The following is a 16,866-nucleotide window of genomic DNA, read 5'->3' as shown; positions in this document are numbered from 1 at the left end:
CTGTCGGTGCCGGTCGTTAGAGTGGCGGCCATGACCAAGTGGGAATACGCGACCGTGCCGCTGATCGTGCACGCCACGCAGCAGATCCTCAACAACTGGGGCGACGACGGGTGGGAGCTCGTGCAGACGGTCGTCATGCCCGACGGCAACCTCGTCGCCTACCTCAAGCGCCCGAAGGAGTGAGTCGATGAGCCAGGTTGAAGAGCGGCTCGCGGCGGCCGGCCTGAGCCTGCCGCCGGTCACCGCTCCGCTCGCGGCCTACGTGCCCGCCAAGCTCGACGGCCGGCGCGTGTACGTCTCCGGGCAGGTGCCGCTGGTCGACGGCAGCCCCGCCGCCACCGGCAAGGTCGGCGAGGGGGAGGGGCTCGTCAGCCCCGAGCGCGCCAAGGAGCTCGCTCAGCTGTGCGCCCTGGGTGCGATCGCCGCGGTGAAGACTGTGGTGGCCGACCTCGACCTGGTCGCCTCCGTCGTCAAGGTCGTCGGTTTCGTCGCCAGCGACCCGTCGTTCACCGGTCAGCCGGGCGTCGTCAACGGCGCCTCCGAACTGTTCGCGACGGCCTTTGGCGACGCGGGGGTGCACGCCCGCAGCGCCGTCGGCGTCGCCGCGCTGCCGCTCGACGTGCCGGTGGAGGTCGAGGTCATCGTCGCGCTCGCGGACGACTGAGGCGATGACGCCCCCGCTGCGTTCGCGTGCCGAGCCGATGAGCGGAGGCCGCCGATGAGCGGCACCGTGGAGTTCGTTCTCGACGGTGGGCTGCGCGCGAAGGCGCAGCGGTGGCTCGACGAACCGGCCGACGCGCCGGTCGAGCAGCCGGCCGCGACGGTCATGCTCGTGCGTGACGTCGCCGCTGCGGCTGGTGTCAGCGCTGCGCGCGAGGCGGGCGGCGTCGAGGTGTTCGTCATGCGCCGGGTGCGCACGATGGCGTTCGCGCCCGATGTCACGGTCTTTCCCGGCGGCCGGGTCGACGAGCGCGACGACGATCCGGCGCTGCCGTGGCTCGGCCCCGCGCCCGACCGGTGGGCGGCGCTGCTCGGGGTCGACGAGGCCCTGGCCCGGCGCCTGTTGGTGAGCGCGGCCCGCGAGGTCTTCGAGGAGTGCGGGGTGCTGCTCGCGGCCGACGCTGACGGACGCGAGCCCGACGACGTCTCCGGGGAGTCCTGGCAGCAGCAGCGAGACGCGTTGGTGCGTCACGAGATCGGCTTCGCCGACCTGCTCGCCGATCGCGGGCTCGCGCTGCGCACCGACCTGCTGCGGGCGCGCGCCCGCTGGGTGACGCCCCAGTTCGAATCGCGCCGCTACGACACCTTCATGTTTCTCGCGCGGGTGCCGGCCGGGCAGAGCCCGGACGGGCGCACCAGCGAGGCCCAGACCTCCGGCTGGGAGCGCCCCGCCGACCTCCTCGTCCAGTGGGATTCGGGCCGCATCGTGCTGCTCCCACCCACCCTGCACCAGGTGCGCTGGCTGGCGACCGGAGGCGGGGTCGACGCACTCCTGGCGGCACCGGCTCCCGAACCGTTGCCGCGGGTGCTGCCGGTGCCGGTGCGCCGGGGCCGCGACGTCGTGCTGGTCTGCGCGGAGGACTCATGAATCAACACAGCGGACAACCCGATCCGAGCGCGTGGACCGGCGGTGAGGTCGGCGACGGCATCGTCTGCGTCGTCGCCGCGAATCCGTCGGCCATGACCCTCGACGGCACCAACACGTGGCTGCTGCACCGGCCGGGGGCGCGCGAGGCCGTCGTCGTCGACCCCGGGCCGGCGCAGGAGGAGCACCTGCAACGGGTCGCCGCGGTCGCGGCCGACCGCGGACTGCGGGTCGGGCTCGTGCTGGTCACCCACGGCCACCACGACCACACCGACGGGCTCCAGCGGTTCGCCGACCTCGTCGGTGCCCCCGTGGCGTTTCCCGGCCGCGATCGCGCCGGCGCGCACTCTCTCGACGTCGACGGCCTGCGGGTGGAGGCGGTGCCGACGCCGGGGCATACCCACGACTCCTTCTGTTACTACCTGCCGCAGGCCGCGGCGCTGCTCACCGGCGACACGATCCTCGGGCGCGGCACCACGGTCGTCACGTGGCCCGACGGGGCGCTCGCGCCCTACCTGCGCAGCCTCGACGAGCTGCGGGCGCTTGCCGAGCGCGAGCGGGTGCGGGTCGTGCTGCCCGGCCACGGCGCGCCGGTCCGCGAGGTGCTGCCGCTTATCGACTACTACGTGACGCACCGGCACGAGCGGCTCGACCAGGTGCGGGCCGTCCTCGTCGGTCGCCCCGTGCCGCCGCCGTCTCGCGCGTCGGCCGAGCCCGAGGCGGTCGCGCAGGGCGGCGCGCAGGCCCCGGAGTCGCCGGCCCGACCCGGGGAGCCGGTCGACGACGAGCTGGGTCGTCTCGTCGAGCACGTCGTCGAGACCGTCTATGTCGACGCCCCGCGCCAAGTGTGGTCGGCGGCGCGGCAGAGCGTGCGGGCCCAGCTGGAGTATCTGCGCGAAAACCCCTGACGGGCGTCAGCGGGAGCGACGGGGCGTCAGCGGGAGCGACGAGCGAGGCGCTCGGTGTCGCGCAGCACGACGGCGCGGGGCTCCAGGTGGAGCCAGCCGCGGCCAGCGAAGTCGGCGAGGGCCTTGTTGACGGTCTCGCGGGAGGCGCCGACGAGCTGGGCCAGCTCCTCCTGGGTGAGGTCGTGCGCGACGCGCACGCCGCTGTCGACGGGCTGCCCGAAGCGGCGGGACAGGTCCAGTAGCGCCTTGGCGACGCGGCCGGGCACGTCGGTGAACACCAGATCGGCGAGCGCGTCGTTCGTGCGGCGCAGTCGCCGCGCCAGCGCGCCGAGCAGCGCCTGCGCCACCGCCGGGCGCTGCGACAGAAATGCGTGGAACGCCTCGTGGCCGAGGCTGATGAGCTCGCAGTGCGCGAGGGCGGTGGCGGTCGCGCTGCGGGGCGCGGGGTCGAACATGCTCAGCTCGCCGAACATCTCGCCGGGGCCGACGATCGCCACGAGGTTCTCCCGGCCGTCGGAGCTGGAGCGGCCCAACTTGATCTTGCCGGAGATGAGGACATAGAGGCGGTCACCGCGCTCACCCTCCCGGAAGAGCACGTCACCCCGCTCCAATTGCACCGGGGTCGTAGACGATTGGAGAGTCGCCGCATCGTCGTCGGAGAGCGATTCGAAAAGCGGCGCCTGCCTGACCACGTCGTTGTCCACGATTCCTAGTCTGCCAGAGGCAGTCAGTTATGGCCGGATGCCCAGGGCAGTCTCAGCACCGCGACCTACGCTGACCCTCGTGCCCCAGCAGCGTGTCGCCACCTATGACGTGCGGGTCGGCGACGCCGACGCGCACGCCATGCCCGACCCCGTCTCCGACGACGGGTCGGCACCGGCCCCCCAGGCTGCGGTCGCGCGTCGGGAGCCCTCGCCCGAGACCCCGCTCGCGTTGACGCGCCGGGCCCGCCGCATGGCACGCGTGCTGACCCAGCGGTACCCGGACGCGCACTGCGAGCTCGACTTCACGACACCGCTGGAGTTGCTCGTCGCGACGGTGCTCTCCGCGCAGACGACCGACGTCAGCGTCAACCGGGTCACCCCAGCCCTGTTCGCGCGATACCCGGACGCGGCCGACCTCGCCGGCGCCGACCGGGCCGAACTCGAGGAACTCATCCGGCCCACCGGCTTCTTCCGGGCCAAGTCCGAGACGCTGACCAGGCTCGGCGCGGCGCTCGTCGAGCGCTTCGACGGGCAGGTGCCGGGCCGCCTCGACGACCTCGTCACGCTGCCCGGCGTCGGCCGCAAGACCGCGAACGTCGTGCTCGGCAACGCCTTCGGCGTGCCCGGCATCACCGTCGACACCCACGTCGGGCGGCTCGTGCGCCGGTTCGGCTGGACGAGCCAGACCGACCCCGTCAAGGTCGAGCACGCCATCGGCGACCTCATCCCGCGCCGCGACTGGACGCAGCTGTCGCACGTGCTGATCTTCCACGGCCGGCGCACCTGCCACGCCCGCCGCCCCGCGTGCGGCGCGTGCCCCGTCTCCCGGTGGTGCCCCTCGTACGGCATCGGGGAGACCGACCCGCAGGCGGCCGCTCGGCTCGTCAAGGAGCCCGCCCGATGACGACCGATCCCACCCGCGGCCCCGGAGCCGGGCCGCCGGGCGAGGCGCCCGTGCCCGAGACCGTGCCCGAGACCGAGACCGAGACGATGGCCGGGCCCGCGCCCGTGCCCGACTGGCTGGCCCGGCTCGGCGACCGCGCCACCGACGTCGACCCCACCCGGCTCGGCCGATTCCACCTGCCCGAGCAGGGCGGTCGCGCCTCCGCCGTGCTCATGTGCTTCGGCCCCGACGCCGCCGGCCGCGAGAGCGTCGTGCTCACCGAACGCTCGAGCGGGCTGCGCTCGCACGCCGGCCAGGTCGCCTTTCCCGGCGGCCGGATCGACCCCCACGACGACGGGCCGGTGGCCGCGGCGCTGCGCGAGGCCGACGAGGAGGTCGGGCTGCGCGCGCAGGACGTGACCGTCGTCGGGCTCCTGCCGCAGGTCTACCTGCCGGTCAGCAACTCCGTCGTCAACGCCGTGCTCGCGTGGGCGCCGCGGCCGCTGCAGCTGTGGGCCCGCTCCCCGCGGGAGGTCGAGTCGGTCGTCGTCGTGCCGTTGGAGGAGCTGCTCGACCCGCGGCACCGCATCGTCGCCACCCACCCCAACGGCTACCGCGGGCACGCCTTCGAGCTGCCGCAGCTGTACGTGTGGGGGTTCACGGCCCGGCTGCTGTCGGGGGTGTTCGAGCTGTCCGGCCTCGAACAGCCCTGGGACCGCAGCCGCACCCGCCCCCTGCCGAGCCGGTTCGGCCGGCCGCGCACCAGCGACACGCCGTACCCCGGGGGCGTGTCATGACCACGATCGTCATCGACCTCCTGCTCGTCATCGTGTTGCTGTCGTACGCGGCGATCGGTTACCGGCGCGGCCTGGTCATGACCGCGTTCTCCGCGGCCGGCTTCCTCGCCGGAGCCGGGGTGGCGCTGTGGCTGCTGCCCGGACTCATCGCCACGGCGCTGGCGGGCGCGACCGGCACCCTCGCCAACCCGGTCGTCGCGCCCGTGCTGCTGATCATCGGCATCCTCGTGCTCGGCTCCATCGGGCAATCGCTGCTGTCGCGCCTCGGCCGGCCGTTGCGGCGCGGACTCGCCCGCGGCGGCGCCGGACCGCTCGACGACCTCTTCGGCGCGGCGCTGACACTCGTCGTGGCGGTCGCCATCGTGTGGTTCGCCGCCGGCATCCTGCGGGCTTCCGCGCCCGACTCCGTCGCCGGATTCGTCGCCCGCTCCCAGGTGCTCACGGCCATCGACCGGGTCATGCCCGGGCAGAGCGACCGGGTGCTCGGGCGGGTGCTCGTCACCCTCGACCAGTACGGGGTGCCGCGCGCGTTCAGCGGGCTGACCGCCGAACCGATCACGCCCGTCGACTCCGCCGACTCCGAGGTCGCCTCGACCCGCGGGGTGGCGGCGGCGCAGGCCTCGATCCTGCGGATCGACGCCCTCGCGATGGAGTGCGGACGCTCGCAGGAGGGCACCGGCTGGGTCGTCGGTGACGACCTGGTGGTCACCAACGCGCACGTCGTCGCCGGGGCCGAGCAGGTGACGCTCACCGTCGCCGGGCGGCGGGTCATCGGCCAGGTCGTCGCCTTCGACCCGGACCGTGACCTCGCCGTGCTGTCGGCGCGCCTGCCCGTCTCGGCGGCCCCGCTGCGGCTGGCTGGTGAACTCTCACATGGGGATTCGGCGGTCGTCGCGGGCTATCCCGGCGGTGGACCGTACCGGGTGCAGGCCGCCCGGGTGCGGGGCGCGGTGACCGCGCGCGGCGACGACATCTACGGCACCTCGGGGGTGACCCGGGAGCTGTACGCGCTGCGGGCGCAGGTGCGCCCCGGCAACTCCGGCGGCCCGCTGCTCACCCCGGACGGCGCGGTGGCCGGCGTGATCTTCGCGCGCTCCCTCGACGACTCCGCGACCGCCTACGCCCTCACCCTCGACGAGCTGCGCCCCGTCCTGGCGCAGGCCCGCTCCGGCGACGGCGCCGTCGGCACCGGCCGCTGCGCCGCCTGACCCGCGACCCCGCCCGACGAGGGGTCAGGGGAGGCGGGTCAGCCAGTCCACGAGGAGGCGGCCGGTGGTCACGGGGGCCTCCTCGGGGACGAAGTGACCGACTCCGGCGAGCAGGTGCCACTCGTACGGTCCGGGCCGCACGTACCCGACTGAGCGGCGCGCGAGCCCGGGCGAGATCAGCCGGTCCTTCTCGCCGTGCACGTGCAGCACCGGCACGTACACCGTGCGGTTGACCTCGCGCAGCAGCCGGCGCCCGTCGGGGTGCAAGGCCGCGCGCGACAGGGACCGGTGGGCGTCGGCGCCCGAACGCGCGGCGAACGGCATCGCCATCGCCTGCCCGTAGCGCCGGATCTCCTCGGAACCCGGCCAGCGGGAGGCGGGCGCCGCGCCGCGGCGCAACACCGCCTCCATCGCGCGGGAGCGGCTCAGCGCCCGCGCACCGATGCGGGTGCCGAGCAGGTGCCGGGCGGGCAGCCGCCACGACGGGTGCGCCAGCTGCCACGGCAGCGCCCGCACCCCGAGCAGGGCCGGGTGCGCCATGCCGAACGCGCCGACCGCGCGGATCACCCCGGGGTGCAGCCGGGGCAGCGCCCACGCAAGCCAGCCGCCGAGACCGTGGCCGACGACGACCGCGTCGGCCTCACCGAGGCTGCGGACCAGGCCCGCGATGTCGGCCGCCAGCGTCGCGGGATCGTAGCCGATCGGCGGCTTGTCGGACGCGCCGAAACCGCGCAGGTCGACCGCCACCGCCCGGAAGCCGGCGCCCGCGACGAGCGGCAGCTGGTGGCGCCACGCCCACCAGAACTGCGGGTACCCGTGCAGCAGCAGCACGAGCGGACCCTCACCGGCCTCCGCGATGTGCAGCCGGGTGCCGTTGGTCGTGACGAAGCGGTGCCGCCAGTCTCCGGGCACGAGGACGGCACCGGTGTCCGTGTTCGACATCGGTGCCGTCCTGGAGGCGTGCGGTCGCGGGGGCGGAAGGGGCCGCCGGGAGCCGGCGGACCTACTTCCGCGTCGCGAGTTCGGTGGAGCCGGTCGCGCCGTGGGCGACCGGGTCACCGGTGCGCACGAGGCTCGTCGCCTCGCCCGAGGTGGCGCGCTTGACGGTGTCGACCGTCTCCTTGGAGCTCGTGATCGCCCGCTCGGGCTTGCCCTTGAAGCCCTTCAGGGCGCTCTTGCCGACGAGGGCAAGGATGCCCGCGATGAGGAAGAGCACGAGCGTGACGATGAGGAACGCCAGCCATGGGGCCAGCCCGGCGGCGATGAGGCCCTGGGCGGCGGTGTGCAGCAAGAACAGGAACCCGAACACGGCGAAGAAGCCGGCTGCGCCGAACATCCCCGCGGCCTTGCCGGCCTTCTTCGCGTCGGTGGTGACCTCGGCCTTGGCCAAGGCGATCTCGCTGCGCACCAGCGTCGAGACATCGGTCAGTGCGTCGTTGACGAGCTTGCCGACCGTGGGGTCGGCGGCACGCGGGGCCTGCGGCGGCTTCGGCTCCGAAATCTGGGTGGCCATTGATACCTCCTGCGACGGGTCCGCTACGGACCCTGTGGATTGACTCATGACGACCCTAGCGAGCGGATCGGCAATCAGCGAGTCCGCCACCCCGCCGCAGGGCTCGCAAGGGCTTCTGTCCTGCTCAGCGGGTGATCTCGCGGCCGCGCAGCGTGGCGACGGTCACACCGGTGCGAGGCGCCAGCAGGGCGTACGCGACGAAGCCGATGCCGCACCCGATGAACCAGCTGTAGTCGTCGGCGAACTGCAGCACCGGCACGAACACGACCGACAGGGCGCACAGCGCGGCGATGACCGTGGCGGCGATCGCCGCCGGGTTGTAGCCACCGCGGTAGTGGTAGGCGCCGGACTCGTCGAGGGTGAACATGTCGTCGACCACCACCTGCTGGCGGTGCACGACGTAGTAGTGCGCGATGAGCACCCCGAAGAGCGGGCCGATGAAGGCGCCGAGCGTGTCGAGCGTGTAGTGGATCGTCTCGGGGGAGTTGTACAGGTTCCACGGCGTGAGCAGCACCGAGCCGACCGCGGCGATCATGCCGCCGGTGCGCCAGCTGATCTTCTGCGGCGCGACGTTGGAGAAGTCGAACGCGGGGCTGACGAAGTTCGCGACGATGTTGATGCCGATCGTCGCCGTCGTGAACGTCAGCGCGGCCAGGACCAGGGCGAACGTGTTGTCGATCTGACCCACCGTCTCCACCGGGTCGGTGATGAGGCGGCCGTAGACGGGCACCGTGGCCGCGGCGGTCGCGACGGTGAGAAGGCTGAAGAAGAGGAAGTTGACCGGCAGGCCCCAGAAGTTGCCGGTCTTGACCGCCTCGAAGGAGCGCCCGTACCGGGAGAAGTCGCCGAAGTTGAGCATCGGGCCGGAGAAGTAGCTGACGACCAGCGCGGTGGCGGCGCACATGGTCGTGACGACGTCCATGCCGCGCAGCTGGTGGCTGGAGAGGTTGAGGTCGACGGACCAGTTCGCCTCGCGCAGCAGGTAGATGCACAGCATGATCATGACGACGTAGACGGCCGGGCCGGCGAAGTCGATGAACCGCCGGATGGTGTTCATGCCGGTCCAAAAGACGCACGCCTGGGCGACCCACAGGAGGGCGAACGTCGCGTAGCCCAGGTAGCTCAGGCCGAGGAAGCCGTACTGGGTGACGTCGGCGTAGGGCGTCAAGGCGGGCCACATGCGCACGAGCAGGATGTCGAGGGAGGCCGAGGCGAGATAGGTCTGGATGCCGTACCAGGCCACGGCGATGAGGCCGCGGATGATCGCGGGGATGTTCGCGCCGAGCACCCCGAACACGCTGCGGCAGATGACGGGATAGGGCACGCCGGTGCGCTGGCTGGGCTTGGCGACGAGATTGCAGACGAACAGCACGATCGTGATGCCGACGATGAGGCAGACGAACACCTGCCAGCTCGTCAGCCCGAGCGCGAACAGGCTCCCGGCGGTGATGTAGCCGCCGACGCTGTGCACGTCGGACATCCAGAACGCGAAGATGTTGTACCAGCTCCAGTTCTGGTCCTTCAGCGGCGCGAGATCCTCGTTGGCCAGGCGCGGGTCGTAGCCGGGCTTGATGATCGCCGCGCCGGCGCCGCCCTCACCGTCCGTCACGTAGGCGGACTCCGCGGTCAGTGTTGCGCCGGGGCTGTGGTGGCTGTGGCCCGGTTCCGTCGCCTGGGACATGGGTCCCTCCTTCGTCGATGCGCCACGTGCGTGCGTGGCGCAAAGATCCGCTCGCGACATGTCGGACATGTAACCGCCGTGATGTGCGTGCATTTCGTCCGGCATCGCCGCAGGTGGATGCGGCAGATATATCTCGCTCCCCGGCTCCCCCGGCCGGGTGAAAGAGGGGCTTAGGGGGTGGGGGTGCCGAGGCCGGCTTCCAGGCGGTGGGTGTGCTCGGCGGCGAGGGCGAGGAGGCGGTCGGTGTCGCGGGCGACGAACGCGGCGAGCATGCGCGAGTGGTCGTCGCGCAGCAGCCGCCGGGCGGGCGCGCCGACCCGGGACATCGCGCGGGTGGGCTCGGTGATGTTCCAGGCGCTGTGCAGCATGTGCAGCAACCGCGGCATGCGGCTCGGGGCGAGCATCGCGTCGTGGAACTCCCGGCTGAGCCGCGCGAACACCGTCGCGTCGGCCAACGCCGACTCGTCGAGGGCGGCGTGCAGCGCGCGGAGCCGGTCGTCGTCGGCGGATGTCGCCGCCGCGACCGCCGCCGCCAGGCCCGCCGATTCGAGAGCTCCGGCCACCGTGTACAGCTCGGCCAATTCGGCGTCGGACAACCGCATCACCGTGTAGCCCAGGCGCGGCTCGTGCTCGAGCAGCCCCTCGCCGAGGAGCGTCTTGGCGGCCTCCCGCACGGGAATGCGGCTCAGGCCGAAGAACGCCGCGACCTCGTCGAGCGGGATGGCGGTGCCAGGGTCGACGTCGCCGGAGACGATGACGCGCCGCAGCTCGGCGAGCACGTGCGGGCCGGTGGCGTAGCCGCGCGGGCGGTGCAGCAGACGCACCAGCGGCGGCGGCGACGCCTCCTCGCCCCCAGCGGGCTGACGCGGCTGAGCGGGCTGGTCCGTCGTGGCCATCGGTCACCTCCTGCGTTCGCTGCGCCCTGTTCGCCGGGAGTCCAGCATCGCGCACAACGTGTGACCGTTCCGTGGCGTCGGCTCTCGCACGCCCGGAGGGTCTCGGGCCAGACTGGCTCCGTGCAGACGTCCCGCAGCCAGTCCCAGACCGCCTCGACGACAGCCCGCTCCGCCGCGCACGGCGCCGACTCGGTGACCGCCGGCCAACCCGATCCCGACGCCGTGCGCATCGGCGTCCTCACCAGCGGCGGCGACGCCCAGGGCATGAACGCGGTGGTGCGCGCGGTGGTGCGCAGCGGCATCCACCTGCGCGCCCGCGTGTACGCGATCTACGAGGGCTATCAGGGTGCGGTCGACGGCGGCGACGGCATCCGCGAACTCGGCTGGGACGACGTCGGCAGCATCCTGCACCGTGGCGGCACGATCATCGGCACGGCCCGCTGCGCCGCCTTCCGTGAGCGCGAGGGCCGGCTGGCCGCCGCGAAGAATCTCCTCGAACACGGCATCGACCGGCTCGTCGTCATCGGCGGGGACGGCAGCCTGACCGGCACCGACACCTTCCGGCGCGAGTGGCCGGGCCTGCTCGCCGAACTCCACGAGCGCGGCGACATCACCGAGGAGACGGTGCGTGCGCACCCGACGCTCATGGTCGCCGGGGTCGTCGGCTCGATCGACAACGACCTGGTCGGCACCGACATGACGGTGGGCACCGACTCCGCGCTGCACCGCATTCTCGAGGCGATCGATGCGATCTCCAGCACGGCCGCGAGCCACCAGCGCACGTTCGTCGTCGAGGTCATGGGCCGACACTGCGGGTACCTGCCGCTGTCGGCGGCGATCGCCGGGGGCGCTGACGCCGTGTTCGTGCCCGAGAACCCGCCGGCCCCCGGCTGGGAGGACTCGCTGTGCCAGCGGCTGTCGGCGGCCCGCGCCGCCGGGCGCCGCGACAGCATCGTGCTCGTCGCCGAGGGCGCGCGAGACCAGCAGGGCAATCGGATCGACGCCGACCTCGTGCGCGACGTGCTCGCCGAGCGCCTCGGCGAGGACGCCCGGGTGACGATCCTCGGGCACGTGCAGCGCGGCGGCACCCCCAGCGCGTACGACCGCTGGATGAGCACGCTGCTCGGCTACGCCGCGGTCCAGGACGTGCTCGGCGCCGACGCGGAGTCGCCCGCGCACATCATCGGGGTGCGCCACAACCGGCTGGCTCGGCTGCCGCTCGTGGAGTCGATCGCGAACACCCGGGCGGTCGCCGGGTACATCGAGGCGCAGGAGTACGACAAGGCGATCGCGGCGCGCGGTGAGAGCTTCACCCGGGCACTCGGGCTGTTCGAGCAGCTGACGACGCCGGTGCTGGAGCCGGCGCCCGGCGCCCGCCGGGTGGCGTTCATGCACTGTGGCGGGCTGGCTCCGGGCATGAACTCGGCGGCCTCGGCGGCGGTGAAGCTCGCGCTCGCGGCGGGCCTGGAGCCGGTCGGCGTGCGCGGCGGCTTTCCCGGGCTGCGCGACGGCGCGATCACCGAGCTCGGCTGGGCCGACGTCGAGGGCTGGCTCGGAGACGGTGGCGCCGAGCTCGGCACCCGCCGCCGCCTGCCGGAGCCGGAGGAGCTGTACGGCGTGGCCCGCACGATCGAGGCCAACGGCATCGACGCGCTCGTCATCATGGGCGGCTTCAACGCCTACCGCGGCGCGCACCAGCTGCTCAGCGAGCGCAACCGGTACCCCGCGTTCAACATCCCGATCATGTGCGTGCCGACGAGCATCGACAACAACCTGCCCGGCTCCGAGCTGTCGATCGGGGCGGACACCGCGCTCAACGACGCGGTGTGGGCGCTGGACCGCATCAAGCAGTCCGGCAGCGCGAGCACCCGCTGCTTCGTCGCGGAGGTCATGGGGCGCCGGTGCGGCTACCTGGCGTTCATGGCGGCGCTGGCCTCCGGGGCCGAGCGGGTGTACCTCAACGAGGTGGGGATCCGGCTCGGCTCGCTCGTGGAGGACATCGACGAGATGACCCATGCCTTCGTCGGCGGGCGGCGGCTCTACCTGGTGATCCGCAACGAGCAGGCCAGCGAGCACTACACGACCGACGTGCTGGCCCGGCTCTTCGAGGAGGAGGGCGGCGACGCGTTCGACGTGCGCGAGGCGTACATCGGGCACCTGCAGCAAGGCGGCAACCCGACCCCGTTCGACCGGTTGCTGGCGTGCCGGCTCATGTCGTACGCCATCGACCAGCTCGGCGAGCAGCTGGCCGGCGGGCGGCACGACGCGACGTTCGTCGGGCTCGTCGAGGGGCGGATGAGCACCGGCAAGCTCGCCCACCTCGAGGAGGTCGCCGACCTCGTGCACCGCCGCCCCTACGACCAGTGGTGGATGCCGCTGCTGCCGATCATCGACGCCCTCGCCAGCCCGACCGGCAGCTCCCGCAGCGGCGAGCCCCGGCTCCTGCCGCAGGAGTAGCCGGCGGCGTCTCGCGGGGTCCGTCACGGGCTCCGGTTGGGCTCGTCTCGGGTGGGCTCGGTCTCGGCCGGTGGGAGGGCGGTCTCGCCCCTCGGGACGGGACCGCCCGGCTGCCGCCAGACCGGCTCCGCGGAGATGGTTTCGTCGGACTCGGGCGGTCCAGTCTGACGGCACAGGTTCCCGTGCGGTGATCTGGGGCGGTGCGGGGGCGGAGCCGCCTGAGGCTGGGGCGCGGCGGCGTCACGCGGGGTTGGGCCGAGTGGCTGCCGTCGAGGTCGAGCGGGCCGAGACGCAGCGCATCCCGGCCGACACGCGGTCGACCGGGATGCGCCAGGATGCGCCGAAGGTGCTGTGGCCGGCTACTTCTTGGCGGCGATGTTGTTCTTGATGAAGTCCATCACCGAGGAGTCGGTCAGCGTCGAGGTGTCGCCGACGTCGCGGTTCTCGGCGACGTCGCGCAGCAGGCGCCGCATGATCTTGCCGGAACGGGTCTTGGGCAGCTCGGTGACGATCATGATCGACTTCGGCTTGGCGATCGGGCCGATCTCGTTGCCGACGTGGGTACGCAGCTCCTGGACGAGCTTGTCCTGGTCTTCGTCGCTCTGGCCGCCCTCGCGCAGGATGACGAACGCGACGACCGCCTGGCCGGTCATGTCGTCGGTGGCGCCGACGACCGCGGCCTCGGCGACCCGGTCGTGGCTGACCAGCGCCGACTCGATCTCGGCGGTCGAGAGCCGGTGACCGGAGACGTTCATGACGTCGTCGACGCGGCCGAGCACCCAGATGTTGCCGTCCTCGTCGAACCGGGCACCGTCTCCGGCGAAGTAGAGGTTCTCGAAGCGCGACCAGTAGGTGTCCTTGTAGCGCTGGTCGTCGCCCCAGATGCCGCGCAGCATCGACGGCCACGGCTTGGTGACGACGAGCAGGCCGGTCTGGCCGGCCTCCACGTGCTTGGCCTCGTCGTCGACGATCTCCACCGAGATGCCGGGCAGCGGCTTCTGCGCGGAGCCGGGCACGAGGTCGGTGACGCCGGGCAGCGGGCTGATCATGATGGCGCCCGTCTCGGTCTGCCACCACGTGTCGACGATCGGTGCCTGGTCGTGGCCGACGTGCTCGCGGTACCACTCCCACGCCTGCGGGTTGATCGGCTCGCCCACCGACCCGAGGATGCGGATCTTCGACAGGTCGTACTTGGCGGGGATGTCGTCGCCCCACTTCATGCACGCGCGGATAGCGGTCGGCGCCGTGTAGAAGACCGTGACGCCCTTGGCCTGGCAGATCTCCCACCAACGGCCCTTGTGCGGGCTGTCGGGCGTGCCCTCGTAGAGCACCTGGGTGACGCCGTTGGCCAGCGGCCCGTAGACGATGTAGCTGTGCCCGGTGACCCAGCCGACGTCGGCGGTGCACCAGTAGACGTCCTCACCGGGGTGCACGTCGTGCGCGACGTGGTTGGTGTACGCGGTCTGCACGAGGTAGCCGCCGCTGGTGTGCAGGATGCCCTTCGGCTTACCGGTCGTGCCCGAGGTGTACAGGATGAACAGCGGGTGCTCGCTGTCGAAGTTCTCGGGGGTGTGCTCGGTGGAGGCGGTGTCGACCACGTCGTGCCACCACACGTCGCGTCCCTCCACCATCTCCGGGTCGGTGTCGCCGCGGTTGACGACGAGCACCTTCTCCACGGAGGCGGCCTTCTCGACCGCGCGGTCGACGGCCGGCTTCAGCGGCGACGGCTTGCCGCGCCGGTAGCCGGAGTCGGAGGTGATGACGACCTTCGCCTGGCAGTCGTCGATGCGGCTGCGCAGCGCGTCGGCCGAGAAGCCGCCGAAGACCACCGAGTGCGGGGCGCCCAGGCGGGCGCACGCGAGCATCGCGATGACGGTCTCCGGGATCATCGGCATGTAGATGGAGACGGCGTCGCCGGCGCCCACGCCCAGGCTGGCCAGCCCGTTGGCGGCCTTGGAGACCTCGTCCTTGAGCTGGGCGTACGTGATGTCGCGCTCATCGCCGGGCTCGCCGACGAAGTGCAGCGCGACGCGGTCGCCGTTGCCCGCCTCGACGTGCCGGTCGACGCAGTTGTAGGCGACGTTGAGTTCGCCGCCCACGTACCACTTGGCGAACGGCGCGTTGGACCAGTCGAGCACCTCGTCGAAGTCTTTGCCCCAGGTCACGTACTTGCGGCCCTGGTCGGCCCAGAAGCCCTCGAAGTCGGCCTCGGCCTGCTCGTAGAGGTCGGCCTTGGCGTTGGCGTACTCGGTGATCTCGCTGGTCGGCGGGTAGTGGTTCGCCTGCGTGGTGGCGGTCTCGTCAGTCACCGGCTGCCTCCTGGACGTCGTTGTCGGGGTTCTAGGGGAACTCTGCAGGGGTTTGTCGCGGCGCCCGGTCTGCGGCCGACGCGGAGTGGATCTGGGGCACTACTCAACACGCACGGAGGGTTTTGCTCAACCCCTGATGGTCCCGACGTCGGCAGACGGCCCCGCCGGGCGACGAGCGGCCATCAGCGGCCGACGGCGCGGGAGGCGTCGACCATGCCGTCTCCGGCGAAGGAGTTGGCGGCGGTGGTGCCGGCGCAGCGTCGGTCGGCGCGGGGGCAGGGCATGTCCCGGGCCTGCCGCCGCAGCAGGGCCGCCAACTGGTCGGGGGCGGCCTTGGGGTTGCGGGCGGCGAGCAGCGCGGCCACCCCGCTCGCGTGCGGCGCGGCCATCGACGTGCCGCTCAGGCGGGCCCACGTCTTCGTGGGGTAGCTCGACAGCACGTCGGTGCCGGGGGCCATGACGTCGATGACGCCGCGACCGAAGTTGGAGTACTCGGCGAGCCGGCCGGTGGAGTCGGCGGCGGCGACGCTGACCACGCCGGGCAGCTGCGTCGGCAGGTCGAGGCACGTGCTGTCGAGCCGGCGCGAGACCGGGTCGGAGTCACCGGGGCTCAGCTCGTCGACGCCGGGCTTGGTGAGGTCGACGCCCTCGTTGCCCGCCGCCGCGACCGAGAGCATGCCGCGCCGGTGCGCGTACGCGAAGGCGCGGCGCACCGACTCCCGGGCGGCGGCCTGGCGCTTGTCGGTGCTGCACCAGAACTGCCAGGGGTCGACGAAGTAGCTGTGGTTCGCGACGCGAATCCCCTTGGCGGCGGCCGAGAGCACCCCGCAGATCGCGTACTCGGGGTAGATGAAGCCGTCGTCGTTGACCACCTTGACGGAGGCGACGCGCACCCCCGGCGCCACGCCCGCGATGCCGACGCCGTTGCGGGCTCCGGCGATGATGCCGGCCACGTGGGTGCCGTGCCCGCTCGTCGTGTTGCGCCACCGGCTCGGGGTGGTGTCCGGGCGCCCGGCGTTCGTGCAGTCCAGCGAGGAGGCGGTGTCGATGCGCCCCCGCAGGTCGGGGTGGTCGGCCTCGATGCCGCTGTCGATGACGGCCACCGTCACGCCGTTCAGGGTGGCGGGGGCCACCGATGCGGCTGCGGGACGGCCGCTGCGGCCCGAGGCGCGCACCATGCGCAGCGCCCACTGCTCGCGCTCGCGCGGCTCGGCGGCGGTACGCGTCGCGTCGGCCGGCGCCTGCGCCGCCCGAACCGTGGTGGACCGCGTGGTGCGCAGCTTCTCGGTGACCGGCACCGTGCGCGTCGGACCGACTCCGGTGATGCGGGTGGCGGCCGAGGGCCTGAGGCGGGTGTCGAAGCCGGCGCGCGAGCTGTGCACGACGAACACGCCGATCTGCGGCCACGCCTGCACGACGGTGCCGCCGGCGCGCGTGATCGCGGCGCGCACCGAGCGCACCCGCGCGGGGGCGATCGCGTCGCCGGTGCCGACGTTGACGACATACGACCGGGTGGCGGGGGCTTGCGGGGCGGTGGGCGCCGTCAGTCCCGCGGTCGCGGGCGCCGCCTGCATCATGCCGGCCGCCGCGGTCTGCGCGCCGTCGGCGGCCGCGTTGCTGCCGTGCGAGGCGCCCCCGGCCGCGCCGGTCAGCCCGGCGCTCGCCAGAACCGGGCCATCCCCGGCCTCGTCGATCGACATCGCCCCCGCGGGAGCCGAGAGCGCCGCGACGGCCACGCCGATCCCGACGATGGAGGCGGTCACGCGGCGGCGCAGGGAGGGGGTCACGAACGGGCTCCTGACGTGTCGGCGGTCGGCAGCGCCGCGACCGTCTGTGTCGGACGCTCGACCCACAGGTAGCTAACGCGGTCACAGCCCGCGGCGCAAGTGTGCATCGCCGATCGGACGGAGCCTGGGCAGCCCCCT

The 16,866-nt window shown here is 72.8% G+C and carries 15 protein-coding genes; 8 read left to right on the top strand and 7 right to left on the bottom strand.

The features are described from left to right. The first annotated feature begins 30 nt into the window (after positions 1-30). The 4 genes from sp36 to PINTE_RS04295 are packed head-to-tail and all read left to right on the top strand — an operon-like array spanning position 31 to position 2,493. Positions 31-183, top strand: a complete 153-nt coding sequence (sp36, locus tag PINTE_RS22530) for a Sp36 family protein (RefSeq protein ID WP_157087076.1) — start codon at positions 31-33, stop codon at positions 181-183. A 4-nt stretch (positions 184-187) separates the two neighbouring features. Next, positions 188-664: a RidA family protein gene (locus tag PINTE_RS04305; protein WP_068426788.1), complete on the top strand. Its 477-nt coding sequence runs from the start codon at positions 188-190 to the stop codon at positions 662-664. A gap of 54 nt (positions 665-718) precedes the next feature. Next, positions 719-1,588 carry an NUDIX hydrolase gene (locus tag PINTE_RS04300; protein ID WP_068426785.1) on the top strand — a complete coding sequence of 290 codons (870 nt, stop codon included), beginning with the start codon at positions 719-721 and terminating at the stop codon, positions 1,586-1,588. Next, a complete protein-coding gene (locus PINTE_RS04295; protein ID WP_068426783.1) occupies positions 1,585-2,493 on the top strand; it encodes an MBL fold metallo-hydrolase in 909 nt (302 codons plus the stop codon). The genes PINTE_RS04300 and PINTE_RS04295 overlap by 4 nt, the downstream gene beginning before the upstream one ends. 26 nt (positions 2,494-2,519) lie before the next feature. Here the strand turns inward: PINTE_RS04295 and PINTE_RS04290 are convergent, their stop codons facing one another. Then, positions 2,520-3,197, bottom strand: a complete 678-nt coding sequence (locus tag PINTE_RS04290; RefSeq protein ID WP_068426780.1) for a Crp/Fnr family transcriptional regulator — start codon at positions 3,195-3,197, stop codon at positions 2,520-2,522. 250 nt (positions 3,198-3,447) lie between these two features. Here PINTE_RS04290 and nth point away from each other — a divergent pair, with 250 nt between their 5' ends. The 3 genes from nth to PINTE_RS04275 are packed head-to-tail and all read left to right on the top strand — an operon-like array spanning position 3,448 to position 6,085. After that, on the top strand, positions 3,448-4,101 hold the full coding sequence (gene nth / locus PINTE_RS04285; protein ID WP_068426850.1) for an endonuclease III: 654 nt from the start codon (positions 3,448-3,450) through the stop codon (positions 4,099-4,101). Continuing rightward, positions 4,098-4,877: an NUDIX hydrolase gene (locus PINTE_RS04280; protein WP_245642792.1), complete on the top strand. Its 780-nt coding sequence runs from the start codon at positions 4,098-4,100 to the stop codon at positions 4,875-4,877. The genes nth and PINTE_RS04280 overlap by 4 nt, the downstream gene beginning before the upstream one ends. After that, positions 4,874-6,085 (top strand): MarP family serine protease, encoded by a 1,212-nt coding sequence (locus PINTE_RS04275; protein ID WP_068426777.1) that lies wholly within the window; start codon positions 4,874-4,876, stop codon positions 6,083-6,085. Before PINTE_RS04280 ends, PINTE_RS04275 begins: the two co-directional genes overlap by 4 nt. Positions 6,086-6,109: 24 nt before the next feature. Here PINTE_RS04275 and PINTE_RS04270 read toward each other — a convergent pair whose 3' ends face one another. The 4 genes from PINTE_RS04270 to PINTE_RS04255 form a co-directional block, all read right to left on the bottom strand. Next, positions 6,110-7,027 (bottom strand): alpha/beta fold hydrolase, encoded by a 918-nt coding sequence (locus tag PINTE_RS04270; protein ID WP_068426774.1) that lies wholly within the window; start codon positions 7,025-7,027, stop codon positions 6,110-6,112. Between the two features lie 61 nt (positions 7,028-7,088). After that, positions 7,089-7,598: a phage holin family protein gene (locus tag PINTE_RS04265; protein ID WP_068426771.1), complete on the bottom strand. Its 510-nt coding sequence runs from the start codon at positions 7,596-7,598 to the stop codon at positions 7,089-7,091. A gap of 124 nt (positions 7,599-7,722) precedes the next feature. Next, positions 7,723-9,279: an NCS1 family nucleobase:cation symporter-1 gene (locus PINTE_RS04260; RefSeq protein WP_084343216.1), complete on the bottom strand. Its 1,557-nt coding sequence runs from the start codon at positions 9,277-9,279 to the stop codon at positions 7,723-7,725. Between the two features lie 170 nt (positions 9,280-9,449). After that, positions 9,450-10,175, bottom strand: a complete 726-nt coding sequence (locus PINTE_RS04255; RefSeq protein WP_084343215.1) for a GntR family transcriptional regulator — start codon at positions 10,173-10,175, stop codon at positions 9,450-9,452. Positions 10,176-10,295: 120 nt separating this feature from the next. Between PINTE_RS04255 and PINTE_RS04250 the strand changes: the two genes are divergently transcribed. Next, complete coding sequence (locus tag PINTE_RS04250) at positions 10,296-12,632, top strand: 6-phosphofructokinase (protein ID WP_084343214.1); 2,337 nt, start codon at positions 10,296-10,298, stop codon at positions 12,630-12,632. A 359-nt stretch (positions 12,633-12,991) separates the two neighbouring features. Here the strand turns inward: PINTE_RS04250 and acs are convergent, their stop codons facing one another. Then, positions 12,992-14,941, bottom strand: coding sequence for an acetate--CoA ligase (gene acs, locus PINTE_RS04245; RefSeq protein ID WP_068426764.1), 1,950 nt, complete (start codon positions 14,939-14,941; stop codon positions 12,992-12,994). A gap of 182 nt (positions 14,942-15,123) precedes the next feature. Next, complete coding sequence (locus PINTE_RS04240) at positions 15,124-16,728, bottom strand: S8 family serine peptidase (RefSeq protein ID WP_084343213.1); 1,605 nt, start codon at positions 16,726-16,728, stop codon at positions 15,124-15,126. Between the last annotated feature and the right edge of the window lie 138 nt (positions 16,729-16,866).

Origin of the sequence: Piscicoccus intestinalis NBRC 104926, assembly GCF_001515525.1 — a bacterium.
In the GTDB taxonomy this organism is placed as follows: domain Bacteria; phylum Actinomycetota; class Actinomycetes; order Actinomycetales; family Dermatophilaceae; genus Kineosphaera; species Kineosphaera intestinalis.
Note: the sequence above shows the minus strand (reverse complement) of the source record. Positions and strands in the feature narration are given on the sequence as shown.

What these genes read in the sequence shown, in the direction of transcription:
- sp36 (WP_157087076.1), top strand. Translation starts at nt 31, where the DNA reads ATGACCAAGTGGGAATACGCGACCGTGCCGCTGATCGTGCACGCCACG.
- PINTE_RS04305 (WP_068426788.1), top strand. Translation starts at nt 188, where the DNA reads ATGAGCCAGGTTGAAGAGCGGCTCGCGGCGGCCGGCCTGAGCCTGCCG.
- PINTE_RS04300 (WP_068426785.1), top strand. Translation starts at nt 719, where the DNA reads ATGAGCGGCACCGTGGAGTTCGTTCTCGACGGTGGGCTGCGCGCGAAG.
- PINTE_RS04295 (WP_068426783.1), top strand. Translation starts at nt 1,585, where the DNA reads ATGAATCAACACAGCGGACAACCCGATCCGAGCGCGTGGACCGGCGGT.
- nth (WP_068426850.1), top strand. Translation starts at nt 3,448, where the DNA reads ATGGCACGCGTGCTGACCCAGCGGTACCCGGACGCGCACTGCGAGCTC.
- PINTE_RS04280 (WP_245642792.1), top strand. Translation starts at nt 4,098, where the DNA reads ATGACGACCGATCCCACCCGCGGCCCCGGAGCCGGGCCGCCGGGCGAG.
- PINTE_RS04275 (WP_068426777.1), top strand. Translation starts at nt 4,874, where the DNA reads ATGACCACGATCGTCATCGACCTCCTGCTCGTCATCGTGTTGCTGTCG.
- PINTE_RS04270 (WP_068426774.1), bottom strand. Translation starts at nt 7,027, where the DNA reads ATGTCGAACACGGACACCGGTGCCGTCCTCGTGCCCGGAGACTGGCGG.
- PINTE_RS04265 (WP_068426771.1), bottom strand. Translation starts at nt 7,598, where the DNA reads ATGGCCACCCAGATTTCGGAGCCGAAGCCGCCGCAGGCCCCGCGTGCC.
- PINTE_RS04260 (WP_084343216.1), bottom strand. Translation starts at nt 9,279, where the DNA reads ATGTCCCAGGCGACGGAACCGGGCCACAGCCACCACAGCCCCGGCGCA.
- PINTE_RS04255 (WP_084343215.1), bottom strand. Translation starts at nt 10,175, where the DNA reads ATGGCCACGACGGACCAGCCCGCTCAGCCGCGTCAGCCCGCTGGGGGC.